The 25,787-nt window shown below is 26.6% G+C and carries 31 protein-coding genes, 1 other RNA gene and 4 pseudogenes; 31 read left to right on the top strand and 5 right to left on the bottom strand.

Features of this window, described 5'->3' with window-relative positions; translation table 4 throughout:
• Positions 1–136: 136 nt before the first annotated feature.
• The 9 genes and pseudogenes from thyA (at position 137) to I5Q57_RS02425 (ending at position 5,496) form a co-directional block, all read left to right on the top strand.
• Positions 137–1,009, top strand: a complete 873-nt coding sequence (gene thyA, locus I5Q57_RS02470) for a thymidylate synthase (RefSeq protein ID WP_215826652.1) — start codon at positions 137–139, stop codon at positions 1,007–1,009.
• A gap of 129 nt (positions 1,010–1,138) precedes the next feature.
• A pseudogene (locus I5Q57_RS02460) lies at positions 1,139–1,500 on the top strand (dihydrofolate reductase).
• A complete protein-coding gene (locus tag I5Q57_RS02455; protein ID WP_246534714.1) occupies positions 1,493–2,242 on the top strand; it encodes a lysophospholipid acyltransferase family protein in 750 nt (249 codons plus the stop codon). The pseudogene I5Q57_RS02460 and the gene I5Q57_RS02455 overlap by 8 nt, the downstream one beginning before the upstream one ends.
• A complete protein-coding gene (locus I5Q57_RS02450; RefSeq protein WP_215826648.1) occupies positions 2,242–2,700 on the top strand; it encodes a hypothetical protein in 459 nt (152 codons plus the stop codon). Before I5Q57_RS02455 ends, I5Q57_RS02450 begins: the two co-directional genes overlap by 1 nt.
• A 118-nt stretch (positions 2,701–2,818) precedes the next feature.
• Positions 2,819–2,989: a hypothetical protein gene (locus I5Q57_RS02445; RefSeq protein ID WP_215826647.1), complete on the top strand. Its 171-nt coding sequence runs from the start codon at positions 2,819–2,821 to the stop codon at positions 2,987–2,989.
• Between the two features lie 33 nt (positions 2,990–3,022).
• Positions 3,023–3,409: a hypothetical protein gene (locus tag I5Q57_RS02440; protein WP_215826646.1), complete on the top strand. Its 387-nt coding sequence runs from the start codon at positions 3,023–3,025 to the stop codon at positions 3,407–3,409.
• A 29-nt stretch (positions 3,410–3,438) separates the two neighbouring features.
• Positions 3,439–4,206, top strand: a complete 768-nt coding sequence (locus I5Q57_RS02435; RefSeq protein ID WP_215826645.1) for a segregation/condensation protein A — start codon at positions 3,439–3,441, stop codon at positions 4,204–4,206.
• A complete protein-coding gene (gene scpB / locus I5Q57_RS02430) occupies positions 4,190–4,744 on the top strand; it encodes an SMC-Scp complex subunit ScpB (protein ID WP_215826644.1) in 555 nt (184 codons plus the stop codon). The genes I5Q57_RS02435 and scpB overlap by 17 nt, the downstream gene beginning before the upstream one ends.
• Before the next feature lie 11 nt (positions 4,745–4,755).
• A complete protein-coding gene (locus I5Q57_RS02425) occupies positions 4,756–5,496 on the top strand; it encodes a pseudouridine synthase (protein ID WP_215826643.1) in 741 nt (246 codons plus the stop codon).
• A gap of 3 nt (positions 5,497–5,499) precedes the next feature.
• On the opposite strand, the gene I5Q57_RS02420 is transcribed toward I5Q57_RS02425, so the two are convergent.
• Positions 5,500–6,051, bottom strand: coding sequence for an inorganic diphosphatase (locus I5Q57_RS02420; protein WP_246534713.1), 552 nt, complete (start codon positions 6,049–6,051; stop codon positions 5,500–5,502).
• Positions 6,052–6,140: 89 nt separating this feature from the next.
• Here I5Q57_RS02420 and I5Q57_RS02415 point away from each other — a divergent pair, with 89 nt between their 5' ends.
• The 15 genes and pseudogenes from I5Q57_RS02415 (at position 6,141) to I5Q57_RS02340 (ending at position 18,879) form a co-directional block, all read left to right on the top strand.
• Positions 6,141–6,794, top strand: a complete 654-nt coding sequence (locus I5Q57_RS02415; protein WP_215826642.1) for a hypothetical protein — start codon at positions 6,141–6,143, stop codon at positions 6,792–6,794.
• Positions 6,795–6,821: 27 nt separating this feature from the next.
• Positions 6,822–7,535, top strand: coding sequence for a hypothetical protein (locus tag I5Q57_RS02410; protein ID WP_215826641.1), 714 nt, complete (start codon positions 6,822–6,824; stop codon positions 7,533–7,535).
• 43 nt (positions 7,536–7,578) lie between these two features.
• Positions 7,579–8,265, top strand: coding sequence for a (d)CMP kinase (cmk, locus tag I5Q57_RS02405; RefSeq protein WP_215826640.1), 687 nt, complete (start codon positions 7,579–7,581; stop codon positions 8,263–8,265).
• Between the two features lie 64 nt (positions 8,266–8,329).
• Positions 8,330–9,443, top strand: a pseudogene (locus I5Q57_RS02400) (IS3 family transposase).
• Positions 9,444–9,510: 67 nt separating this feature from the next.
• Positions 9,511–10,830 carry a ribosome biogenesis GTPase Der gene (der, locus tag I5Q57_RS02395; RefSeq protein WP_215826639.1) on the top strand — a complete coding sequence of 440 codons (1,320 nt, stop codon included), beginning with the start codon at positions 9,511–9,513 and terminating at the stop codon, positions 10,828–10,830.
• Between the two features lie 87 nt (positions 10,831–10,917).
• A pseudogene (locus tag I5Q57_RS02390) lies at positions 10,918–12,023 on the top strand (IS3 family transposase).
• Between the two features lie 49 nt (positions 12,024–12,072).
• Positions 12,073–13,068 carry an NAD(P)H-dependent glycerol-3-phosphate dehydrogenase gene (locus tag I5Q57_RS02385; protein WP_215826638.1) on the top strand — a complete coding sequence of 332 codons (996 nt, stop codon included), beginning with the start codon at positions 12,073–12,075 and terminating at the stop codon, positions 13,066–13,068.
• Positions 13,069–13,073: 5 nt separating this feature from the next.
• Complete coding sequence (locus I5Q57_RS02380) at positions 13,074–13,640, top strand: hypothetical protein (protein ID WP_215826637.1); 567 nt, start codon at positions 13,074–13,076, stop codon at positions 13,638–13,640.
• 4 nt (positions 13,641–13,644) lie between these two features.
• Positions 13,645–13,977: a DivIVA domain-containing protein gene (locus tag I5Q57_RS02375; RefSeq protein ID WP_215826636.1), complete on the top strand. Its 333-nt coding sequence runs from the start codon at positions 13,645–13,647 to the stop codon at positions 13,975–13,977.
• A 21-nt stretch (positions 13,978–13,998) separates the two neighbouring features.
• Positions 13,999–14,398: RNase P RNA component class B (rnpB, locus tag I5Q57_RS02370), an RNA gene on the top strand.
• 56 nt (positions 14,399–14,454) lie between these two features.
• Positions 14,455–15,072 (top strand): CDP-diacylglycerol--glycerol-3-phosphate 3-phosphatidyltransferase, encoded by a 618-nt coding sequence (pgsA, locus tag I5Q57_RS02365; RefSeq protein ID WP_215826635.1) that lies wholly within the window; start codon positions 14,455–14,457, stop codon positions 15,070–15,072.
• A gap of 218 nt (positions 15,073–15,290) precedes the next feature.
• On the top strand, positions 15,291–15,554 hold the full coding sequence (locus I5Q57_RS02360) for a CinA family protein (protein ID WP_369806565.1): 264 nt from the start codon (positions 15,291–15,293) through the stop codon (positions 15,552–15,554).
• Between the two features lie 94 nt (positions 15,555–15,648).
• Positions 15,649–16,565, top strand: a pseudogene (gene recA / locus I5Q57_RS09295) (recombinase RecA).
• Positions 16,566–16,770: 205 nt separating this feature from the next.
• Complete coding sequence (gene rny, locus I5Q57_RS02345) at positions 16,771–18,306, top strand: ribonuclease Y (RefSeq protein WP_215826631.1); 1,536 nt, start codon at positions 16,771–16,773, stop codon at positions 18,304–18,306.
• Between the two features lie 216 nt (positions 18,307–18,522).
• A complete protein-coding gene (locus I5Q57_RS02340) occupies positions 18,523–18,879 on the top strand; it encodes a hypothetical protein (protein ID WP_215826630.1) in 357 nt (118 codons plus the stop codon).
• Here the strand turns inward: I5Q57_RS02340 and I5Q57_RS02335 are convergent.
• Entirely contained in the window at positions 18,872–19,042 is a 171-nt protein-coding gene (locus I5Q57_RS02335) for an IS3 family transposase (protein ID WP_256444924.1), read from the bottom strand. The two genes, I5Q57_RS02340 and I5Q57_RS02335, sit on opposite strands and share 8 nt — an antisense overlap.
• A 369-nt stretch (positions 19,043–19,411) precedes the next feature.
• Between I5Q57_RS02335 and I5Q57_RS09595 the strand changes: the two genes are divergently transcribed.
• The 6 genes from I5Q57_RS09595 to I5Q57_RS02310 all read left to right on the top strand — a co-directional run bounded on the left by I5Q57_RS09595 (position 19,412) and on the right by I5Q57_RS02310 (position 22,182).
• Complete coding sequence (locus I5Q57_RS09595; RefSeq protein ID WP_256444907.1) at positions 19,412–19,534, top strand: hypothetical protein; 123 nt, start codon at positions 19,412–19,414, stop codon at positions 19,532–19,534.
• A gap of 129 nt (positions 19,535–19,663) precedes the next feature.
• On the top strand, positions 19,664–19,891 hold the full coding sequence (locus I5Q57_RS02330) for an IS1/IS1595 family N-terminal zinc-binding domain-containing protein (RefSeq protein WP_215826629.1): 228 nt from the start codon (positions 19,664–19,666) through the stop codon (positions 19,889–19,891).
• 91 nt (positions 19,892–19,982) lie between these two features.
• Positions 19,983–20,261, top strand: coding sequence for a hypothetical protein (locus I5Q57_RS02325; protein WP_215826628.1), 279 nt, complete (start codon positions 19,983–19,985; stop codon positions 20,259–20,261).
• Between the two features lie 42 nt (positions 20,262–20,303).
• On the top strand, positions 20,304–20,738 hold the full coding sequence (locus I5Q57_RS02320; protein ID WP_215826627.1) for a hypothetical protein: 435 nt from the start codon (positions 20,304–20,306) through the stop codon (positions 20,736–20,738).
• Positions 20,739–20,819: 81 nt separating this feature from the next.
• Complete coding sequence (locus I5Q57_RS02315; protein WP_215826626.1) at positions 20,820–21,740, top strand: hypothetical protein; 921 nt, start codon at positions 20,820–20,822, stop codon at positions 21,738–21,740.
• A 112-nt stretch (positions 21,741–21,852) separates the two neighbouring features.
• Positions 21,853–22,182 (top strand): hypothetical protein, encoded by a 330-nt coding sequence (locus I5Q57_RS02310; protein ID WP_215826625.1) that lies wholly within the window; start codon positions 21,853–21,855, stop codon positions 22,180–22,182.
• Positions 22,183–22,700: 518 nt separating this feature from the next.
• On the opposite strand, the gene I5Q57_RS02305 is transcribed toward I5Q57_RS02310, so the two are convergent.
• The gene (locus I5Q57_RS02305) at positions 22,701–23,153 is read right to left on the bottom strand and encodes a hypothetical protein (RefSeq protein WP_215826624.1); all 453 of its coding nucleotides are present in this window, start codon (positions 23,151–23,153) and stop codon (positions 22,701–22,703) included.
• 764 nt (positions 23,154–23,917) lie between these two features.
• Positions 23,918–24,259: a Kelch repeat-containing protein gene (locus I5Q57_RS02300; protein ID WP_215826623.1), complete on the bottom strand. Its 342-nt coding sequence runs from the start codon at positions 24,257–24,259 to the stop codon at positions 23,918–23,920.
• A 286-nt stretch (positions 24,260–24,545) separates the two neighbouring features.
• Here I5Q57_RS02300 and I5Q57_RS02295 point away from each other — a divergent pair.
• Positions 24,546–25,654, top strand: a protein-coding gene (locus I5Q57_RS02295; RefSeq protein ID WP_215826622.1) for an IS3 family transposase whose coding sequence is annotated in 2 segments (ribosomal slippage) — positions 24,546–24,786 and positions 24,786–25,654 — 1,110 coding nt in all. Because the reading frame shifts where the segments join, the coding sequence is not laid out codon by codon here.
• Here the strand turns inward: I5Q57_RS02295 and I5Q57_RS09590 are convergent.
• A complete protein-coding gene (locus tag I5Q57_RS09590; RefSeq protein WP_256444906.1) occupies positions 25,647–25,781 on the bottom strand; it encodes a hypothetical protein in 135 nt (44 codons plus the stop codon). The genes I5Q57_RS02295 and I5Q57_RS09590 overlap by 8 nt on opposite strands.
• Positions 25,782–25,787 lie beyond the last annotated feature (6 nt).

Below are 25,787 nucleotides of genomic sequence, written 5' to 3'. Positions count from 1 at the left end.
TTATAACTAAGAAATCATAGTAGCTAAGGTAATTTTAAATTACCTTAGCTTTTTACTTTTTATTAAGCGTAATAGTTTGTTATTAGATTTTATGTTAAAATTAAAAACAGAATAGAAATTATCATGAGGTGAAACAATGGAGCAGTATTTAAGTTTATGTCGTCAGATATTAGAAAAAGGTCAAAATAAACCTAATCGCACCCTTATTGATACAATTAGTTTTTTTGGTTATCAAATGCGGTTTGATTTACAAAAAGGGTTTCCACCATTAACAACAAAAAAAGTATATTTAAAAGCTGTTATTTATGAATTATTATGATTTATTAAAGGTGATACTAATATTAGAACATTAGTTCAAAATAATGTTAATATTTGAAATGAGTGACCGTATAAAAAATATCAAAATTCACCTGATTTTAAAGGTGGGCAATTACAAGATTTTATTTCTAAAATTAAAAATGATGAGCAATTTGCTAAAAAATATGGTGATTTAGGTCCGGTTTATGGTAAACAATGGCGAAATTTTAATGCTATGGATCAATTAAAAAATTTAGAAAAGCAATTAAAAGATAATCCCCATTCACGAAGACATCTTTTATCTAGTTGAAATCTCTGCATTAAAATTGAAGAAATGGCATTACCGCCTTGTCATACATTATTTCAATTTTATGTTAGTGCTGACAATAAATTATCTTGTCAGTTATATCAAAGAAGTGCTGATGTATTTTTAGGCGTTCATTTTAATACTGCTAGTTATGCGTTATTAACTTATATGCTAGCATCTGTTTGTGGATATGAAGTTGGTGATTTTGTGCATACAATTAGTGATGTGCATATTTATACTAATCATTTAGAACAAATAAATGAACAATTAACAAGACCTCCAAAAAAATTAGGCAAATTAATAATTAATCGTTCAGTAACTTCAATTTTTAATTTTAAATATGAAGATTTTTCATTATTATATTATGAATCGCATCCGGCGGCAAAAGGACAAGCGGCAGTTTAATTATGGTAATTTTGGTATGAGCAATGGATAAGAATGGTGTTATTGGTAAAGATAATAAATTAATTGCCGTGGTGTTTAAATCAAGAATTATAATATTTTAAAGAAATTACTATCGGAAAAACAATTTTAATGGGAAGAAAAACTTTTGCTAGTTTAAAAGTTAAACCTTTATCACAAAGAAAAACTATTGTTGTTAGTTGAAATCCTAATTATGAATTTAATCATCCTGATGTAATTGTGAGTAATGATTTAGAAGGGATTTTAAAACAATATGAGCATAGTGGTGATGAATTATATGTTTGTGGGGGGCTTTGATTTATCAAATCGCAATCCCCTATGCCAGCAAATTATTTGTTTCACTTATTAATGATTCATATGGAGGCGATACTTATTTTCCAGAAATTGATTTCCATCAATTTAAAGAAATTAGTAAGAAACAATATGATAAATTTGTTGGATTAATTTATGAAAGGAAAGTTACTAATGAATAAATGAAGAGTAATAATTACATTGCCATATTTGCTACAAACTTTAAGAAAAGCAAAAAAAATGACAAAGAAAGTGCTTCGTGATCCTAATTCAGTATCAGAAGAATATCGTTATAAATGATTGCAAAAGCGAGCGCGATATTTTGCATGGTTATATAATGTTAAAGTTTATCCCCAAGGATTAGAAAATTGAGTTAATAATAAGGGGTGTGTGATGATTGCCAATCATCAATCAAATTTTGATGCTTTATTATTACTTTTAATTAATGATTTTAGTAAATTTGCTCCCTTAGCATTCATTGCTAAGCAAGAATTACAAGAACATAAAATATTTAAACGCTTTGTGCAATTAATTGATGTGTTATTTTTAGATCGTAATAATCCAAGGCAAGCATTAGAAGTTTTTAGTGATGCGAAAATGTTAATTCGTGTCCCGCGAACAATGGTTATTTTTCCAGAAGGAACGAGAAGTAATAGTTCAACAGTACAAGAATTTAAGCCAGCAGCACTTAGAATTGCGTATCAAGCATATGTTCCAATTATTACGGTTGCTATTATTAATTCTTATGAAGTTTTTAATAAAAAATCTCAAGGAAATAAAAAAATTTATCTTGTGATTCAAAAACCATTAGACCCTGCTAATTTTATTAATATTACTACTGATAATTTAGCAAGAAATATGCAAAGTAATATTCAAAAAGTCATTAATAATTTTAATTTAAAAAATAAGGATGAAAAAAAATAATGTGAATGTTAGATTTAATTAATAAGAAAAAACAAAATCAACAATTAACAACAAAAGAAATTGATTTTATTATTAGTGGTTTTAAAGCTGATAAACATTCTACAGGTGGTGTTGGTGATAAAATAAGTTTACTTTATGCTCCTTTGTTAGCAAGTTTTGGCATTAAGGTAGCAAAAATTTCTGGAAGAGGATTAGAACAAACTGGTGGAACGATTGATAAGTTAGAAGTGATTCCTAATTTTAATGTTAATTTGCAATGAAATGATTTTTTAAAAGTAATTAATGAATGCGGAATGAGTATTATTAGTCAAATACAAGATTTTACTCCGGCTGATAAGAAAGTTTATGCTTTAAGAGATACTACGGGAACTGTTGATTCCATTCCTTTAATAGCAGCCAGTATTATGGCTAAGAAAATTGCTATGGGTAGTAGTGGTGAGATGATGGTCTTGTTTTAAATGTTAAGTGTGGTAATGGTGCTTTTATGAGTAATTTAAATGATGCTAAAAAATTAGCAAGACTAATGTTACAAATTTTTCAAGAAGTAAAGGTTACACTGCTGTTATTATTAGTGATATGAATCAACCATTAGGAAGAATGATTGGTAACATTTGTGAAGTTTATGAAGCGTATGAATTTTTACAAGGTAAAAATCAAAATTCAGCATTGTTAGAACTTGTAACCTCTCTAAGTGCAATTAGTTTATTACAAGCAGAAATTTGTAGTAATTTTGATGAAGCAAAATAAAAATGTATTGAGCAACTAAAATCATTAGCGCCATTGAATATTTTTAAACAATTTATTAAACAGCAATCTGGTGATATTGATTTTGTTACTAATTTTGTTTGAAAAGATGCTGTTAAATTTGTTATTGAAATTAAGGCATCAGTTTCGGGATTTATTAATTTTCATAACTGTTATGGTTTAGATAATTTAGCAATGCATTTAGGAGCAGGAAGAGAAACAAATTCTTCATCAATTGATTATATGGCTGGAATTTTTATTAATAAAAAAACCCAAGAAAAGGTTAATGCTAATGAAATGGTATTAACTTTATATACTAATATTAATAATGTCAGTGAGTTTACAACAATGGCAAAAGAATTATTTACAATTGAACAATTTTTACCACTAATTAATAATATTATTTATGAAATAATGCAATAAGATAATTAAGATAAGGTGGATAAATAAATATGAGTAAATATCTGATTAACATTGATAATTTTCAAGGATCATTAGATTTACTTTTACATTTAATTAAAGAAAAAAATCTTGATATCTTTACTGTTGATGTTTGTATGATTACAACGCAATATTTAGATTATTTAAATAAAATGGAAACATTAAATTTAGATATTGCTAGTGAATATTTAACAATGGCAGCATATCTTTTGGAATTAAAATCACGCCGATTATTACAACAGACTAATTTAGAAGAAGATAATAGTGATTATGAAGCCGATAATCGTCAAGAATTAATTCAAAAATTATTAGAATATCAAACTATTAAAGAAACAACTGGTTTTTTTAAAGAACAAGAAATTGTTCGTCAGCAAGTTTTTACGAGACCAGCAATTCTTTCTAATTCTCAACAATATGCATCGTTAGCGAAGGAAACTAATTGAAATTTTAACTTAGAGCAGTTAAGTTTTAAATTACAAGAAGTGTATAAAAGGTATCAATTAAATATGCCAATAACAACACGCGTGGCTAAACAACAAATATCACCACAAAAGCGGGCATTAGAAATTTTTAATTTTTTAAAACAAAATCCCCAAAAAAGTTATAATCTTTATGATATTTTTGTTGAAAGTGATATTATTACAAATAATTTGCTTGTTGTTAGTTTTAGTGTCATTTTGGATTTAGTTCGTAGTCAGCAAATATACATTGAACAAGCAGATATGTTTGCTCCCATCACATTAAAATATCGAGGTGAATTTAATGAAGAAAGTGAATAATTATGCTTTAATGGAAGGATTAATTTTTATTGCTGGTGAAGAAGGCATTAGTAATCAAAAAATTGCTAAAAAGTTAAATCTTAGTCTTAATCTTGTTAATGAAATGTTAATAACTATCCAACAGCAGTTAGAAGCGGATGAATCGCGAGGCATAGCATTAATGAATAATAATAATGTTTTTAAGTTTATGACAAAACAAGAACATTTTAATATTTATGAATCATTAGTTATTGAGCAAACTAGTAAATTATCAATGGCTGCATTAGAAACGCTAGCAATTATTGCTTATAAAGGTCCAATAGTAAAAAGTGAAATTGAAAGTATTCGTGGTGTTAGCAGTGATTTTATGGTTGCTAAATTAAAAGCCCGAGAATTAATTGTTGAATTGGGAAGAAGTGATGCTCCAGGGCGACCAATATTATATGGTGTGAGTCAATATTTTTTAGATTATTTTAATTTATCTTCGTTAGATAAATTACCACCATTACCAGAATCTTTTTTTGATAAAGATGAAGACACTAATTTGTTTATTAATTAAGGATAATGATAATGAAAAAAGAACGATTACAAAAAATAATCGCTATGCGTGGTTATTGTTCGCGGCGAAAAGCAGAACAATTAATTTTAGCAGGCAAAGTTGCAGTTAATGAACAAATTATTACGGAATTAGGATTTAAAGTTGAAGTAAATACTAAAATTACTGTTAATGGTCAATTATTGCCAGCAGAACAAGAAAATATTTATTTAGCTTTTAATAAACCAATTGGCTGTATTACTTCTTTGGATGACCCCCTCGGAAGAAAAACCGTCTTTGATTATTTACAAGATAGTACTGTGCGGATTTATCCGATTGGCAGATTAGATTATTATACTAGTGGGTTATTATTATTAACTAATGATGGTAATTTTGCTAATTTAATTATGCATCCAACCCACGGCATTAATAAAGTTTATGAAGTAGCGGTTAAAGGTAAAATTACCTCCACAATGATTAATAATTTATTAAATGGTGTTTTAATTGATGATGATTTTTTAGCTAAAGCAGTACAAGTTAAATTATTAAGAGTAAATAGTAAGCAACAAACTTATATGTTAGCAATAACAATTCAAGATGGTCACAATCAACAAATTCGGAAAATGATTAAAGCAATAAATGGTAAAGTTTTAGCATTAAAACGGGTTGCTGTGGGAATGTTAACCCTTAGTGGTATTGGTGAAGGCCACTATCGGTTATTAACAAATAATGAAGTTAAGCAATTAGAAATAATGGCGAAAAAAAATAATCCGTAAGGATTATTTTTGTATTTCTTTAAATTTTTCTAGTAATTTTTCTTTTCCTTCATTAATTAGAAGTTCGTTATATTTAGTATATAGTTCACGACAATGAGCTAACTCTTTTAAAGCTCATTGTTCATCTTTTCATTCTTTAACAATAACTGCTTTTTTTTGTAACTGTTTATATTGGATAAAGAAATTTTTAATTTTTGTTAAAGTATGTTCAGGAACATCTTTTAAAGATTTAAGATGATTAAAATGTGGGTCATTGGCTAAAACACCAAATAGCTTAGTATCAATTTCACCACCATCAATCATTTCTAAGGCTCCAAGAATTCTAACATTGGTTTGACATCCAGCAATTGTTGGATATGTTGCTAAAGCAATAACATCAAGCGGATCACCATCTCAGTCTAAAGTATTTTCAATACAACCATATTCGGCAGGATAAACATTAGCACCATATAAAACACGATCTAAAATAATTCTTTTAGTTTCAAAATTATATTCATATTTGTTACTACTACCAGTAGTAATTTCAATAATTACAGGAACGATATTATTTTCCATTAATAAATTTTCTCCTTTTCTTTATTTGTAAAAATATTATACAATAAATATGTTGAAATAACGGTAATTAATTAAGGAGTAATAAATTAATGAGAAAGACAACAAGATTGCTATGAGTAACATTTAAAAATGATAGTCAATTAGCAATTAAAAAGCTAGTTTTAATTGCTAATTTTTTAGCTATTTGTTTATTAGTCGGTTATATTAGTAAATTTATTCCGCCTTTATTTTTGCCTTACTTAAAATTAGAGTTTATTGATGTTTTTATTATTATTGCTTTTCCGTTTTTAGGAATTATTTATACTTATTTTTTAGTATTTTTAATTCCTTGAATGTTAATGCTAATTACTAGTGTTAGTGGTCCAATTGCTTATTTAGCGTTAATGTTAGCAACAGGAGGATTTTATTCAATATTTTTAATTGTCCAAATACCATTATTTTTTATTATTCAATTTTGTGGATGAACAAAAAATAGTTCTGGTAAATTTTTAACAATTATTGTTTGAATTATTAGTATTTTTTTAGCAGCCATCATTAATTCATTTTGAATGACTTTTTTAAATTGAGCTTTTATTTTGGAATTATATGGGATGGCATCTTTACGAAATCAATTATTTATAGTTTTTTTACCATTTAATTTAATAAAATTTTGTTTGGAAGCTTTAGTTTATAGTTTAATCGTAACAGCAACTTGACCATTAATTGAAAAAAATGCTAACGCAAGTTATTATATTTTATTATAATTATATTAGAGAAATGAGGCGGTAGTAGTGAAAATTGAACAAACAAGGATGGAACGATTTTCGCTCTTACGAGAGCAAATTAATCGTGAGATTGAGTTAGATCAAGCATTATTGCAAGAAGAAGAGTTATTGCAAGATTATATTACGCGTTTTAGTCATATTGATAAAGAATACTTTCAAGAATTTCTTGATAATATTAATCAAGAATGAGAACTATTAAGTCCACAACTACATCAAGATCATTCAAAAGATTTTATTAATTTTGAAGTTAGATATGAAATTAATCAATATTTAACCGATATTCGTAGTAAGTATGATTGTGATTTAAATGATAATGGTAATTTACAGCAAATTTTACAAGACCATAATTATCATCATAAGTTTGGACACCATTTAAATGGTACTAGTGAAAGTAAATATCAAGAAATAATTTTAGCATTAGAAAATTCTGTTAAAAATTTACAAAATAAAATTTCTTCAGAAACGGAATTGGCCCAGCAAGTAATTAAAATCTATCAAGAAGATTTAAAAAAGCATCCCGAGGCTTTAATGCCTAGTAAAAAACCGTTAGTAGAATTATTATCCAATTCAGCAGTAATTACTGATGAGCAATTTAATCAGTTAGTAACAAGGTTTAAAAAACAAAAAATTAGTTTTAAATGATTAGTATTGTTAATAATTGGTAGTATTATCTTGATTATCGCATTATTAATTGTTCTTTTACTTTTATTAATTCAATAATATCATTATATTAGATGTATAATTTATTAGAGGTGGAATAAAAATGAAACAGATAAATATTGCTATTGATGGACCAGCTGGAAGTGGTAAGTCAACAACTGCTAAATTAGTCGCTAAACGGTTACATTATATTTTTATTGACACTGGCTTAATGTATCGGGTTTTAACACTTTATTGTTTAGTAAATAAAATTGATATTGATGATAATCGAGCAGTTATTAAGGTGTTGACTAATATTAGATTTAGTTATGATGCTAATGGCAATATTTATGTGAATGGGGTAAAACAAAATTCTTATGATTTAAGTAGTAAAAAGGTTGTTGAGTATGTTAGTCCTATTAGTGCTATCAAAGCAGTAAGAACATTTATGGTTAAAAGTCAAAGAGCAATTGTTCAAGGTTTTGGTTATATTCTTGCTGGCAGAGATATTGGGACAGTTGTTTTACCTGATGCGCAGTTAAAAGTATTTTTAACAGCAACAGTTAGTAAACGAGCACAAAGAAGAGTGGAACAAGCACGACAACAAGGAATAGTTTTAGAATTGTCTAGTGTTCAAAATAATTTACAAGATCGTGATCGTCAAGATTCCGATCGTAAAGTTGGTCCCTTAAAGAAAGCAAATGATGCGATTGAAATTGATAGTAGTAATTTATCATTAGATCAAATTGTTGATTTAATTGTAACAATGGCTTATGAAATTAAAAAAAAATCAATGGATAGGTTCCGATAAGTTGGACCATATTTATGTGGACTTTCAAATAAAATAAAATTATTAAGAAAGTAGGAAGATAAAAATGGAGAAAAACTCATATTCAAATGAATTTAAAAAACAAATTGTCATGCTTTATCAAAACGGAAAAAGCATTGTTGAAATTATTAAAGAATACGGAATTTCAAAATCAGCCGTATATCAGTTAATTGAAAATTTTAATAATTTTGGTTCATTTAAAGTGCAAGATAATCACACTGTCGAAGAAAATGAATTAATTTACTTGCGAAAAGAAAACCAACAATTACGAATGGAAAATGACATTTTAAAGCAAGCAGCACTGAATAATTGGCAAAAAATAGGAATTATTAACAATAATAAAGAAAAATATTCCATGCTAAAAATGTGTCAAATATTAAAAATAGCAAAATCAACATATTATTATCAAACTAATAATTGTGTTAAGTACGATGTTAATAATTATGAAGAAGAAGTTATCAGTGCATTTAATAAAAGTCGTAAATTTATGATGCCCGTAAAATTAAAGCTGTTTTAATGAGAAAAGATATTATCTTATCACGTCGAAAAATCATATTCCTTATGATCAAAAATAATTTGGTTTCTAAATACACCAAATTAAAATATCGTAATCATAAAACAATGGTTAATAATGACCAAATTAGTAATGTTTTAAATCGTCAATTTAATAACAAAAAACTAATGAAGTCGTTGTTAGTGATTTAACATATGTGCAAGTTGGAGGAAAATGACATTATATTTGTTTATTAATTGACTTGTTTAATCGATAAATAATTGGCTATAGTGCCAAACCAAACAAAACAGCTGAACTAGTTCAACAAGCTTTTCATAAAATAACACGACCATTAAATAAAATAACTTTATTTCATACTGATCGCGGTAATGAGTTCAAAAATAAAATCATTGATGAAATTTTAATAACCTTTAATATTAAAAGATCATTGAGTGCGAAGGGTTGTCCTTATGACAATGCTGTTGCTGAAACAACTTACAAAACTTTTAAAACGGAATTTATCAAGGGTAAAAAATTTGAAAATTTACCACAATTAAAATTAAAATGCGAATTATTTAATTTTGTTAATTGATACAATAATCGTAGAATACATGGCAGTTTAAATTATTTAACGCCTGTTGAATTTAGAAAATGACAGTCTACATAAAAAGTGTCCAAAAAAGGGTTGCCATACCACAATGCCTTTTGCAAATGCATAGTTAGGAAAAAATAAAATGAAAAATTCTGCAATTGTCGCTATTATTGGGCGACCTAATGTTGGTAAGTCAACATTATTTAATCGCTTGATTAAAAATCGTTTATCAATTGTTGATGATACAGCAGGAGTTACGCGAGATCGGATTTATCAAAAGGCACAATGACTTAATCGTGAATTTTGATTAGTAGATACAGGTGGTCTTGGTTTTGGTAATGATGAATTACAAGAACAAATTTTGTTACAAGCACAAATTGCGATTGAACAAGCGGATGTTATTATTTTTACTACTAACTATCAAGAACGCTTGCAAGATGAAGAAAAACAAATTGCTAAAATGCTTTACGGAATTAATAAACCGGTTATTTTGGTTGTTAATAAATATGATAATCAACAAGTTAATAATGAACTATATGAGTTTATTCAATTAGGATTTGGTGAACCAATTGCTGTTTCGTCAACGCACGGGATTGGGATTGGTGATTTGTTAGATAAAATTATTTTTAGTTTAAATCAATTAAATTTAGAAATAAAACCAGATCTTGAAAATGAAACTAAAATGGCTATTATTGGCCGACCAAATGTTGGTAAGTCTAGTTTAACAAACGCATTATTAAATGAATCGCGGGTTGTGGTTTCTAATCTTCCGGGCACGACAACCGATGCGGTTGATAGTTCATTTGTTAGAAATAGGCAAAAATTTGTTGTTATTGATACGGCGGGAATTAGAAAACGAGGAAAAGTTCAAACAAATTTAGAAAAGTATAGTGTTTTGAGGTCTTTAAAAGCTGTGGAACGAAGTGATATTGTTTTATTAGTATTAGATGGTAAAGAAGGTATTAGAGAACAAGATGCTAAAATTGGTGCCATTGCGAAAGAGGGTTATAAACCGGTAATTATTGTTGTTAACAAATATGATGAAATGGAAAAAACAAAAAAAACCTTAGATGATTTTCGTAAAGAAATTCAAGTTCATTTTAAATATCTTCATTATGCTTTTGTAATTTTTGTTTCGGCATTAAAAAATGTCCATCTCGGAAAGATTTTTCAAAATATTAATAAGATTCAAGAAAAACAAAATTTACGAATTCAAACTAGTGTTGTTAATGAAATTCTTAGTAAGGCTCAATTATTACATCAACCCCCTATTTTTCAAGGTGAACGATTAAAGATATATTATGCTACGCAAGTAAGTAAGCAACCGATTACTTTTGTTTTATTTGTTAATAACCCGAAGCATTTACATTTTTCATATGCAAGATTTTTGGAAAATCAGTTACGAGAATATTTTGACTTTCAAGGAATTCCTTTACGATTGATTTTTCGTCAAAGAAAATAAATATATTGGATAGGTTACAATAAGTTGGACCATATTTATGTGGACTTTCAAATAAAATAAAATTATTAAGAAAGTAGGAAGATAAAAATGGGGAAAAACTCATATTCAAATGAATTTAAAAAACAAATTGTCATGCTTTATCAAAACGGAAAAAGCATTGTTGAAATTATTAAAGAATACGGAATTTCAAAATCAGCCGTATATCAGTGAATTGAAAATTTTAATAATTTCGGGTCATTTAAAGTGCAAGATAATTGCACTGTCGAAGAAAATGAATTAATTTACTTGCGAAAAGAAAACCAACAATTACGAATGAAAAATGACATTTTAAAGCAAGCAGCACTGATAATTGGCAAAAAATAGGAATTATTAACAATAATAAAGAAAAATACCCCGCGCTAAAAATGTGTCAAATATTAAAAATAGCAAAATCAACATATTATTATCAAACTAATAATTGTGTTAATTATGATGTTAATAATTATTAAGAAGAAGTTATCAGTGCATTTAATAAAAGTCGTAAAATTTACGGTGCCCGTAAAATTAAAGCTGTTTTAATGAGAAAAGATATTATCTTATCACGTCGAAAAATCAGATTCCTTATGATCAAAAATAATTTGGTTTCTAAATACACCAAATTAAAATATCGTAATCATAAAACAATGGTTAATAATGACCAAATTAGTAATGTTTTAAATCGTCAATTTAATAACAAAAAACCTAATGAAGTTGTTGTTAGTGATTTAACATATGTGCAAGTTGGAGGAAAATGACATTATATTTGTTTATTAATTGACTTGTTTAATCGAGAAATAATTGGCTATAGTGCCAAACCAAACAAAACAGCTGAACTAGTTCAACAAGCTTTTCATAAAATAACACGACCATTAAATAAAATAACTTTATTTCATACTGATCGTAATGAGTTCAAAAATAAAATCATTGATGAAATTTTAATAACCTTTAATATTAAAAGATCATTGAGTGCGAAGGGTTGTCCGTATTACAATGCTGTGGCCGAAACAACTTACAAAACTTTTAAAACGGAATTTATCAAGGGTAAAAAATTTGAAAATTTAACACAATTAAAATGCGAATTATTTGATTTTGTTAATTGATACAATAATCGTAGAATACATGGCAGTTTAAATTATTTAACGCCTGTTGAATTTAGAAAATGACAGTCTACATAAAAAGTGTCCAAAAAAGGGTCGCCATACCATATTTAAGGAAGGTAAAAGAATGCAAAAAATTATTATTTTAGGAACTGGTGCATTTGCTAGTGCTTTGGTACAAGTTTTAGCAGATAATAAAAATGAAGTATTAATGTATGGCATTGAAAAAAGTGAAGTTGATGATATTAATAATAATCATCAAAATAGTAAATATTTTCAAGAAATTCGTTTAAATGAAAATCTTGTGGCGACTAATGATTTAAAACAAGCTTTATGTGATGCTAAAGTTATTGTTTTTGCAGTTCCTTCGCTGGTTTTACCTAGTGTTTGTCAGCAAATTAATGAGTTAGTAACTTATCCAGTGCATTTTATTAATATTGCTAAAGGTTTTAACCCTAATAGTGGTGAAAGGTTATCATTAACAATTCGCAAAAATTTAAATCCTGATATTATTGAAGATTTGTCAGGACTATATGGTCCTAGTATTGCGATTGAAATTGTTCAAAGATTTCCCACACAAGTAACAGCGGTTAGTGAGAATTTATTATATGCAAAAAAAGTTAAACAATATTTTAATAGTGAAAATTTTTCGGTGACGATTACTAATGATTTTATTGGTGTTGAATGTGCTAGTGCATTAAAAAATGTTGTTGCGATTATTTCGGGAATGTTAAAAGGGCAAAATGCTAGTGATAATACTGTTGCATCTTTTATTACTATTGGTTTAAATGAAGCAATTAAATTTAGTAATAAAATGGAGGGAAAGTTAGAAACATTTTTAACGCCATCCGGAATTGGTGATTTAATTTTAACAACAATGTCACCGAAATCTCGTAATTATCAATTTGGTTATGAAATTGGAAAAACTAATGATCCAGAAACTGTTATTAAGCAATTGCAAAAAACTGTTGAAGGTTTTGGTACTTGTCGGTTGGTTAATGAGCAAATGCCAAAATTAAAGTTAAACCCCCCTTTATTTGCATTATTATATAAAATTCTTTATTTATATGAAAATCCGCAAATTGTAATTAACAACTTTTTAAAACATTTTCCAATTGAATAAAAATAATGAACATAAATTCGTTAAATATTTTTCATAAGTGAAGACTTTTATTACAGTTTTATAAGCTTCTTTTAATTACTGAAGATGAATTAATTATTTTATTATTACTAATGCATTTATTATCGGAAGAATATCAATTTATAACTCCACGGGAATTAGAAAATTTTTCTAATTTTGATGTTAACAAAATTGATAAATTATTAGTTCAATTATTAGAAAAAGATTATTTACAAATTAGTAATTTTAATGATAAGTTAACAATGTCATTAACGCCATTATTTAATAGGATTTTTCAGATGTTGCAAGATGATAATGTAATTATTGAAGATAAGTTTGTTGATATTAATAGTGTTTTAGTAACACCGTTATCTTTTGAACAAAAATTATTTATTGAGCAACATTTGAATGATGAAAATTTAATTAATAAGGTGCAATCGTTAAAAAGTAATAATAAAAAAACTAATTTTATTAAATTACAACAATTGATTTTAAATTCTAGTAATAAAAAAGGTTTATCACAATTTAATTGATTAATTACTAATATGATTGATGCCGTAAAAAAGGAGGAATAATTTTATGAAAAATGATAATAGTTTTAAATTGGCAAAAGAGGATATTTTAGAAAAAGAATTTCAAATTAATTTTAAAGGTTATGATGCCCAAGAAGTTGATCGGTTTTTAGATATTGTTCAAAAAGATTATGATGCTTTTAATAAAATTATGGAAACTCATATTGATGAAATTTCGCGTTTAAAAGAAAAAGTTAAAGAAATAATTGAAGAACATGAAAAGTTAAAAAGTAATTATGAAATTGTTATGCAACAACGAGATAAGTTAGAAGAAAAAGGTTTACGAAATGTTGATATCATAAATAGGTTAAGTAAACTTGAAAGTAAAGTTAATAAATAGTAAAATGGATATGAGATTAAAAATCCGTGCTAATCGCTGTTAGAAATTTATTTTTAATAGAGGAAAGTCCACACTCACACTAGCTGTGATGCTAGTAATGTTTATGCTTGGAGAAAAAATAATCCAAGGATAAGAAACAGCAGATGCTGTTTCTTAGATGGCTAATTAATAACCTAAGTTAATTATTTAATATGGTTTAGTAGTTTATAAAAGTGCCATAGTGACGATGCTAATGAGAAATTATTAGAGTGGAACGAGGTAAACCCCATAAGTGAGAAACTCAAATTATGGTAGGGGAACTATTAATTGCGAATGATAAGTAATTAATGGATATTTGTTAACTTTAAAGGTTAATTAATATAGATAAATGATTATCACTTAAAGCATTGATGTCTTTAAGAACAGAATGTGGCTTATGAGATTTTTAATCTCGTTTTTTATTTTTAGGTTATAATTATTTATATAGGAGGGTTGCTAATGAATTTACCAAATAAAATAACATTAGTACGAATTATTTTAGTACCAATAATTTTAATTTTAATGTTGTTAGGCGGACCATTTGATAACTATAATTTTGTTAGTGGTATTATTAGCATTGATAGTAATGTTAAAATTAATATTCTTTGAATTATTGCAGGGTTCCTTTTTATTATTGCTTGTTTTAGTGATTGATTAGATGGGTACCTTGCTAGAAAAAATAATCAAGTAACAAAATTTGGTAAGATTGCTGATCCGATTGCTGATAAGATGTTGACTAGTGGTGTTTTAATTATTATGACAATTCCGCAAATTATTCCGGTTTGAGTAACATTAATTTTGATTTCTCGCGATATTTTACTTGATGGGATAAGAATGTTTTTAGCAACTAAGAAAGTTGTTATTGCTGCCAATTATTATGGTAAATTAAAAACGCTAATGCAAATGGTGGGGTTAACATTATTATTTTTTATTAATCATATTTGATTTGGATGAGATAGTGGTTGAGGTTCATGAAAGTATCATATTATTTTAATACCAATGTATTTATCATTATTGCTTTCAATTTGGAGTGCAATTACTTATATTCTTGGAATTAAACAAAGCAAGCAAAAATAAATATTAATTAGTAGGAAAAAAAGTTGCACGATTTAGTTAAATTATTAGAAAATAAAAATTTAACCATTAGTAGTTGTGAAAGTATTACAGGAGGAAGGAGCTTTTAGTGAAGCATTAGTTAAGACGGAAGAAGCCGGCAAAGTATTTCGTGGTTGGTTAATAGCTTATAGTGCTCATTCTAAAGTTCATTTAGCAAGAGTTCAGTTAACAACTTTACAATCATTAGTGCTATTAGTGTTGAAACAGCTATTGAAATGGCACAAAACGCAAAAAATTTATTTTATAGTGATATGGCAATTAGTTTTACTGGTAATGTCGGTCCTAAAAATCATGAAAATAAGCCATTAGGTTTAGTATATATTGCATTGGCTTATAACAACAAATGTTTAGTTTATGAATATCAATTATCGGGAAATCGCAAACAAATTATTAATAAATGTGTTAAATTAACTAAAGAATTAATTAAAGAAAATTTAAAATAAAACAAATACTACCGAAATTATTAATCGCGAAGAACTTTTACAACAAGCATTACAAACAATTATTAAAGAATAAGATCGCGATGAGGTTGTAGATATGAATAAAAAACTGCCATCCAAAGATAATGTCATTAGTTTGGGAAGTTTATTATTGGATATGGCAATTGGGATTGGAGGGTATCCTCGGGGCCGAGTTATTGAAGTTTATGGTGCTGAATCTTCAGGAAAAACCAATTTGGCATTACATGCCATTAGTGAAGTTCAAAAGAGTAATGGTAAAGCGGCTTTTATTGATGCAGAACATGCGTTAGACCCAAATTATGCTCAAAAAATTGGTGTTATTTTAGAACAATTAATAATTGTTCAACCAGATTCAGGTGAGCAAGCGTTAGGGATATTAGAATTTTTTGTTAAATCAAATGCTATTGATTTGATTGTAATTGATTCTGTGGAGCATTAACTCCCCAAGTTGAATTAGATGGTGAAATGTCTGATCAAACAATTGGTGCGCAAGCGCGATTAATGTCAAAGGCATTACGCAAGTTAAATTCATATATTGCTAAAACTAATTGTTTGGTTTTTTTTATTAATCAAATTAGAGAAAAAGCAGGAATTATTTTTGGTAATCCAGAAATAAACCCCGGAGGTAGAGCACTAAGATTTTATTCATCATTATGAGTTGAATTAAGCGGAAGTGAACAAATTCTGCTTAATAGTCAATTGGTTGGTTATAAAACTAAAGTTAAAATTGTTAAAAATAAAGTTTCTGCTCCTTTTCAAATAACAGTTTTAGATATTTACTTTGATCGGGGAATATGTAAGTTAGAAGAATTGATTTCATTAGGTTTAAAGGCTAATATTTTGCAAAAAAATGTTTATTGATATAAATATAATTATGGTGAGCAGAAACTTGGTTTAGGTCGTGATAAGGTTAGAGAATTGTCTATTGCTAATGTTGATTTACAAGAACAGTTGCATTATAATGTTGCTGAGTGATTACGGACTGTTAAGTAATGTTTAATCGCAAGTCTTTTAACAAATGACTTGCTTTTTGTTTTTTAATCTTGATATTGGTAGTTAATTAGTTATTAAAAAATGATATTATTAATAGGTAAACATTAAAGTAATGTTTTAAACTAGTTATCTATTATTTAAAAAAAAAAAATTAAATTTTATTAATAATTTTAAAAGAAAATTAACTATTCAGAAAGGAAAATTTATGAGTAAATTAGAATTCGGTCTTTTGGTTGGAATTTTTTTAGCATTGGCGATTGGCATTGGCGTTGGTCTGTTAATTAAATATTTTGTTCGTACTAGCAATGATAAAAAGAGTCAAATAAAATTGGAACAAGCAGAACGAGAAGCAAAAAATATTATTCAATCAGCAAAGGCAGATATCAAAGTAGAAATTGCGCAAATGAAAAAAGAAGTAGCGATGGATTTAGAACAAAGAAGAAGTCAAAGTAATAATTATGAAGCCTTATTAATGAAACGCGAAAAAAATATTATTGAACGCGAAGAAGTGTTGGAATCTCAATATCGTAAAATTCTTCAAAAAAAAGATAATATTAAAAAAATTGAAGAAAACTATTATGATAAGTTAGACAAAATTGTTTTGGAATTAGAAAAAGTTGCGGGACTTAGTCAAGAAGAAGCAAAAGTAGTTTTGTTTAAGGAATTAGAGGAGAAGCTTGATTTAGAGTTAGGGCAATTAATTAAAAATCGTGAAAATGATGCTAGAATTAAAGCAAAAAATATTGCTGACAATATTATTGCTGTTGCTATTGAAAAGTATGCCCATGATGATGTTGCCGAAAAAACAACAGCATTTGTTAAGTTACCTAATGATGAAATGAAGGGACGAATTATTGGTAAAGAAGGTAGAAATATTAAGGCTTTTGAACAAGCGGCAGGTGTTGATATTATTATTGATGATACTCCAGAAGTGATTCAAGTGGCATCTTTTAATCCGATTAGACGAGAGATTGCGGTTCGAACTTTAAATTCATTAATGCGCGATGGGCGAATTCAACCAATAAGAATTGAAGAAGTTTTAAAGAAAACCCAAGATGAGTTGGAAGCTTTAATTCAAGAAACTGGACAAAAGGTACTTAATGACTTAGGAATTACTAATATGAAGCTTGGATTGGTTTATTATCTTGGAAGATTACGATATCGTACTAGTTTTGGTCAAAATGCTTTACAGCATTGTATTGAAGTAGCAAAATTGGCAGGAACAATGGCTGCCGAGTTAGGATTGGATGAAAAATTAGCAAGAAGAGCGGGTTTATTACATGATATTGGTAAAGCAATTGATTATGAAATGGATGGTTCACATGTTAATTTGGGGGTGCAATTAGCAAAAAAATATGGTGAACACCCGCTAATTATTAATGCTATTCATGCGCACCATGGCGAGGTTAGTCCGCAAAGTATTTATGCGGTTTTAGTAATGGCAGCGGATACTTTATCAGCAGCTAGACCGGGAGCAAGAAATAACTCTTTAGAAGAGTTTATTCAAAGAATGCAACAAATTGAAGAAATTTGTCAATCAATTCCTGGGGTGCAAAAATCTTATGCCGTTCAAGCTGGAAGACAAATTAGAATTATTGTTGATCCTGGTAAGGTTAGTGATGCCAAGGTTTATAAAATTGCTCATGATGTGAAAATTAAAATTGAAAAAGAAATTACCATTCCTGGCGATATTCATATCACTGTTATTAGAGAATTAAGAACTAATGAGGTTGCTCGTTAAAATTAAATAATAAAATAATTAGGAACAATTTATGATGATGTTGTTCCTTTTTGATATTAAGTGGTTAAATGCTTTTATTTTTATTTTAAAGTGATTAAAATAATAGCAAGTAAAAATAATTATTAAATTATCTATAAAAGTATTATTATCAATATTAGCAATAGTATAATTTTAATTACTTTTTATTTGTTATATGAAGGGAATGTGTTGATTTAAATGAATAGAATTTTAAAGCAGTTACTAACTTTTACTTTTATTATTACACCAATAAGCACAATAATTGGTTGTAATGCAGGTGGTTTTAATGATGACAATTTTAAAATAAAAAATGCGAAGCTTGCGGCAGCAACTAATGAATTAACAAGTAAAGAACTTAACCCTTTGTTTTTAGAACAAACTTTTGTTGGCGATAATATTGTTAATTTAATTACCAAAAAGTTATCAGATTGTATTGTGGGATTATTATTTGTATATGTTAGTGATGTTACGATTGAATTAAAAGATAATAATATTATGGTTTTGAAGGATGTTGATGTTGGTATGGCAACCCTTTTTTGGACACTTTTTATGTAGACTGTCATTTTTTTCTAAATCCAACAGGCGTTAAATAATTTAAACTGCCGTGTATTCTAAGATTATTGTATCAATTAACAAAATCAAATAATTCGCATTTTAATTGTGTTAAATTTTCAAATTTTTTACCCTTGATAAATTCCATTTTAAAAGTTTTGGTAATGTTAGATATATTTTAGATGTTTATCACGCTATTAAAAAATTAAAACAAACTGCATTTAATATTATTTTTGAAAATCGCAAAGTAACACTAAATAGTTGAATTGAATTATATAAAGATGGAAATCATCAAGAATTAATCAAAAACATTCGTAATATTGCTAAAAATAAATTAAATAAAGATATTAAAAAAAATTTAAGGAAGGCGAGTAATTATTTCAATAATAATAAGCAAGGTATTCATAATCAAAATTTAGAATGAAATATCGGCTGTAGCATTGAAAGTGATGTATCGCATTTAGTAAAACAACAATTAGGATATGGGGCAAAAATATATAATCACAAGAATTTAAATAACTTATTACATTTAATAGTGGCAAATTTAAACAAATTAAATGTACTATATTATATTGATGAAAATATTAATTCAGAAATAGAAATCAGAAAAGAAATATATAAAAATTCATTATGAAATAAATATAATACATTTAAGTAAGTAAAAATATTAGTTAAAATTAAAAAAAATTTAATAAAATTAATTTTAATTTTGTAGAAAACTCTTGATATTTATTGAATATACTTAATTTTAGGTATATTTTTAATATGATAGAGGTGGATAATAATTATGGAAAAAATAATTCAAGAACTAGTAAATACTTTAACAGATGATCAATTTTTAGAATTTTATGAAAAAGTCAAACAACAAGCAGAATTAACAAAAAAACAAAAACGTTTAAATGAAATTAATCAAAAATTTAGAGTACAAGGTATTAAATGCCCTAAATGCGAATCTTACCATTACGTTAAAAATGGACATAATTCAGAAGGAAAACAAAACTTTATGCGTCCGTAATTAAGTATCTGAAATTAACTTAACAGAAGCAGAATTTACAATATGAAAAAGTGAAGCCCCTTACAAGCCTGCACCAGCGTGAAAAACCGAAGTGCAATTTTCATTAAATGATATAGAGAAGCAATCAGGAATAAACCCAATAAATCCTGTAGAAGAGTTATGAGACAATAAAGGACGAATTCAAAGTTATATTAATCAAAATCAAATTAATATTATTAAAAAACTTAATGAATTACAAATAAATATAAAATGAACAGAAGTTGGAAAAGAAGAAAAACAAAATATCAAAATAAAAAAGATTAAAATAAAATTTGAATATCAAAAAGATACTTCTGCCGGCGTAAGATGAAACTGGTGAAAAACACTATAATTTGAAGCACAACTAAAAAATAAACCCGCAACCGACATTGATTTGCCAGAAACAATCACTGGCTTTGATGGAAACCATAACTATAACGATTTTATTGATAATCTTGACTATTTAATGATTCGCCGTGGTGATTTTGATAAATTTAATTTAAGTCGCAAAAATTCATATCCACCAGGTTTCATTGAAGAAGTTGTTTTTAAGAAACTTTCCTTTTCCAGTTTTGGTAATGTTATTACTATAAAAACTGAGCATGGTAGCATTGTGGGTAATAATGAGTTTTTAGAAAAAGGTTATTACAAAGAATTTACGATTAAAAATCAAGGCTTTAAAGATGAAAACTATTTTTATCATAAAACATCGACAGGTTTAAAAAAAATTAATGAAAATATCCTTAAAATCAAGGCATTTAACAAAACCCTAATTGCCGGAAACAATTATTTACAATTATTACACGGTGAAAAGGAAATCTTAAAATAAGATACTGCAAATGCTAACGATTATTATCTAATTAATCATCTTTTTGGAACCTTAAATTATCTTAATGTTAAATTTAGTTTTTTGAGATATGATCCTGAATCAAGGAACGATATTTACCTATATTTTAAAAATAACATTCCTAGTATTAACAACAGTGATTACAAAAATGTTTTTGATGAAATCCACAAAATCCTTGGAAACTTCTTTGCCAGATTATTTTATGCTACTTTTGACATGGACGAAAAAACTAATACCGAAATTAATTTTAAAGGAGTAGACAACTATAACAAAGATTATTTTATTCAAATTAGTTTCTTTTATCGCTCGTTAATTACTTTTTATCCAAAAAAATACTTAATTAATGTTACTGGTAATTCAGAATTATTACTAAGAAGTTATTTTTTTACTTTTGATAAAAAAACGCACCAAGAAAATTATAATGCCATTAACAACAACAATAGTATCTACCAAATTGATTTTAATGTTTTAAAATCCTATGATAATAAACTGATTACCTTGCCAACCAGCAAGACTGCTAACAGCATCAATTACCTTAATATGGACATTGATATTCGTTATGGTAGTAACATTTTTACCTTAACATTTCCACTTTATCATAAAGGAAACAACTCTAACTACAATTTTAAAATCTATGACTTTAATGTATTAAATTCCACGGCCTTTATTCCTGACGGTTCAACCAACTCAGAATGAGACGATTTAATTCCGCCAGCAAATTGCAAATATTCTGGACGATGAATACCTACTTTTAACGATATTGGTTGTGCCATTCAGAATGCTAGTATCAAAATGTTAAACTGAATGCTGACGGCATCACAAACCATTACGATTTTAAGACCATTAGCAATTATTGCAAAAGCAACAGTTAATTTTTCAACTGCCATTTTTCCGGTTTTTAAAACAGTGCCGGCCTTTTACTATACTTTTCAATTTTTAATCGGTTTTGCCGTCTTTCTAATGATTTTAAGGATTTTCGTGTAATATATATATATATATATATAATATTGAAAAAATAAAGTAATAAGGGAATTAAAATAATGAAAATTTTAAATATAATTGCTCTTTGAGAATTAACAATATTGCCAATAGTTGGATGTTCCAAAAAACAAATGAAATAATAATACCTAAATTAAAAAAAAGTAATCAAGTATCTGAAATTAACTTAACAGAAGCGGAATTTACAATATGAAAAAATGAAACCCCTTATAAGTCTGCACCAGCGCGAAAAACCGAAGTGCAATTTTCATTAAATGATATAGAGAAGCAATCAGGAATAAACCCAATAAATCCTGTAGAAGAGTTATGAGACAATAAAGGACGAATTCAAAGTTATATTAATCAAAATCAAATTAATATTATTAAAAAACTTAACGAATTACAAATAAATACAAAATGAACAGAAGTTGGGAAAGAAGAAAAATAAAATATCAAAATAAAAAAGATTAAAATAAAATTTAAATATCAAAAAGATACTTTTGCCGGCGTAAGATGAAACTGGTGAAAAACACTAGAATTTAAAGCCGAATTAAAAAAATAATGGGACTGTAGTACAATTAACTGTGTCTCCAAGTAATTAACTTAAATTCTCTCTGTGGCCCCTCTGAAAAAAATTAATGTGAAATCGCACTACCACAATTTTGAATTGGCATCGTTCATTTCTTAACCATATTTTGAAATGCTAAATAGCATATTTTAAAAACTATAACTACCTAAAGAAAGATGGCTTTTTATGATAACAACACCTTTGAATAACTAAGCAACTTTTCATTTTTTATCCTTTCTATTTTAACAAAATAAAAAAGCAACAATATTAAATTGTTGCTTCTAAACTTTATTTATATTACAATTTCTTAATTTTTATTTTCACAAGCAACTAAAATAGCTGTACTTGTTCCAATTAAAGTTATTATTTTAAATAGCTAATATCGTTTTTATAAAACCTTATACTATAGTAGTAACTGTATTTGTTCTTACTGGCCCTTCTCTTTCTGATAAAAACAATGCTCCCCCATTAAATGTTATGTTATCATTGTTTTTATCTATAGTAATTTCATTGGATAATAAACTATATTTTTGTAAAATTTGCATTACTTCTGTAATTGATAATATAACTATTTGTTCTTTATTGTTATCATCAATGATTTTGGCAGTAATATTTCCTGTAATTTTTTGTTTTAAATTTAATATAACTTTAGATGTAATTATTCTTACTGGATAAGTAATTTTTAATTTTTCATTGGGATTAAGTTCAAATTTATCAGCGTGTTCCTTAAAAATATTTAAAATTATTTCTTGTTCTTGTTTATTTGTGTTTGATAAATCAAATTCATTTGATAATACATTAATGATTTCAGAATTTTTATTATTTATATTTGTAAAATCTGTTAATTTCATTTCATCATCAGAATTTATGTTTCAACCATTTAATTTATTTTCTTGTTTTAGTTAATCCTGTTGTAATTTGAAATACTAATTTTGATTTTGAATTATATTCACAAGCAGATACATTAAATGATCTTGTATTTGGAGTTTTATTTATGATTTCTCTATCAGAACATACATTTTTAGGAACATTAGATCATAAAAATGTATGTTCTTGTTTTGTTATTTCAGTATTTGAAAAATTTAAATTATTAGTATCAATATATTTTATTTCTTTAAATTTTAAATTTGGATTCCCATCTTGAAATTTAAAAAATAATGCTTTTTTAAGAAATTCATTTAAATTAATAATTTTATTTTGTTGATTATCAATTGAATAATGTATTTTTATATTATTATCATTATTTAAATTATCTTTTATCTTTACTATAGCTAAATTATTTGTTTTGCTAATAATTTCTAATTGTGAAATATCTAAATCAGGATTTAAATAATTTAATTCACTTAAAATTATATTATTAAAATTATATTATTAAAATTATATTATTAAAATTATATTATTAAAATTATATTATTAAAATTATATTATTAAAATTATATTATTAAAATTATATTATTAAAATTATTACTAATTTTTCCTAAATTAGAATTTAAATCATAATTACTGTATTCATAAACATTTTTATTTGATGAACCAAAATATACTTTATTATTTAAAACAACTCCAGAAGATTCAATTCAAACATTTGTTTTAATAACAGTTTTTTGTTGTCCTGTTACCGGATTATACTCATAAATATTATTATATCATCTGAACCAAAATACAATTTATTATTTAAAACAATCCCAGAAGATCAAATTTGAGCTTTTGCTTTAATAACAGTTTTTTGTTGGCCTGTGGCCGGATTGTATTCATAAACATTATTGTCTGCTGAACCAAAATATACTTTATTATTTAAAACAACTCCAGAAGATTCAATTCAAACATTTGTTTTAATAACAGTTTTTTGTTGTCCTGCATTAGGGTCATATTCATAAACATTACCATCTCCCGATCCAAAATATAATTTATCATTCAAAACCACTCCAGAAGATTTTATATAACCCTTTGCCGTCATAATAAATTTTTGTTAGCCTGCCGCCGGGTTGTATTCATAAACATTATAATCTTCTGAACCAAAGTAAAGTTTATCATTAAAAACAAGACCTGAAGAATAAATTATTCCATTTGTTTTAATAATAATTTTTATTCTATTTATTTTATTATTTTCATCATTGCTTCGTCTTTGTTTTTTATAATTTATGTTTTCTAATTTAATTTGTTGGATAGGTTACAATAAGTTGGACCATATTTATGTGGACTTTCAAATAAAATAAAATTATTAAGAAAGTAGGAAGATAAAAATGGGGAAAAACTCATATTCAAATGAATTTAAAAAACAAATTGTCATGCTTTATCAAAACGGAAAAAGCGTTGTTGAAATTATTAAAGAATACGGGATTTCAAAATCAGCCGTATATCAGTGAATTGAAAATTTTAATAATTTTGCGTCATTTAAAGTGCAAGATAATTGCACTATCGAAGAAAACGAATTAATTTACTTGCGAAAAGAAAACCAACAATTACGAATGGAAAATGACATTTTAAAGCAAGCAGAACTGATAATTGGCAAAAAATAGGAATTATTAACAATAATAAAGAAAAATATTCCGTGCTAAAAATGTGTCAAATATTAAAAATAGCAAAATCAACATATTGTTATCAAACTAATAATTGCGTTAAGTATGATGTTAATAATTATGAAGAAGAAGTTATCAGTGCATTTAATAAAAGTCGTAAAATTTATGGTGCTCGTAAAATTAAAGCTGTTTTAATGAGAAAAGATATTATCTTATCACGTCGAAAAATCAGATTCCTTATGATCAAAAATAATTTGGTTTCTAAATACACCAAATTAAAATATCGTAATAATAAAACAATGGTTAATAATGACCAAATTAGTAATGTTTTAAATCGTCAATTTAATAACAAAAAACCTAATGAAGTCGTTGTTAGTGATTTAACATATGTGCAATTTGGAGGAAAATGACATTATATTTGTTTATTAATTGAATTTTTTAATCGAGAAACAATTGGCTATAGTGCCGGACCAAACAAAACCGCTGAACTAGTTCAACAAGCTTTTCATAAAATAACACGACCATTAAATAAAATAACTTTATTTCATACTGATCGTGGTAATGAGTTCAAAAATAAAATCATTGATGAAATTTTAATAACCTTTAATATTAAAAGATCATTGAGTGTGAAGGGTTATCCTTATGACAATGCTGTGGCTGAAACAACTTACAAAACTTTTAAAACGGAATTTATCAAGGGTAAAAAATTTGAAAATTTAACACAATTAAAATGCGAATTATTTGATTTTGTTAATTGATACAATAATCGTAGAATACATGGCAGTTTAAATTATTTAACGCCTGTTGAATTTAGAAAATGACAGTCTACATAAAAAGCGTCCAAAAAATGGTTGCCATACCATGTTGTTCTTGTGTTGGATAAGGACTATTGGCAACAATTTCCGCTATTCCACTTCTCGCTGTTGTTATTGTACTTAATAAACTAAGTAATTTTTTCATTTATTA

Origin of the sequence: Spiroplasma endosymbiont of 'Nebria riversi' (assembly GCF_018831625.1) — a bacterium.
In the GTDB taxonomy this organism is placed as follows: domain Bacteria; phylum Bacillota_I; class Bacilli_A; order Mycoplasmatales; family Nriv7; genus Nriv7.
This window is presented reverse-complemented; position numbering and strand designations above follow the sequence as displayed.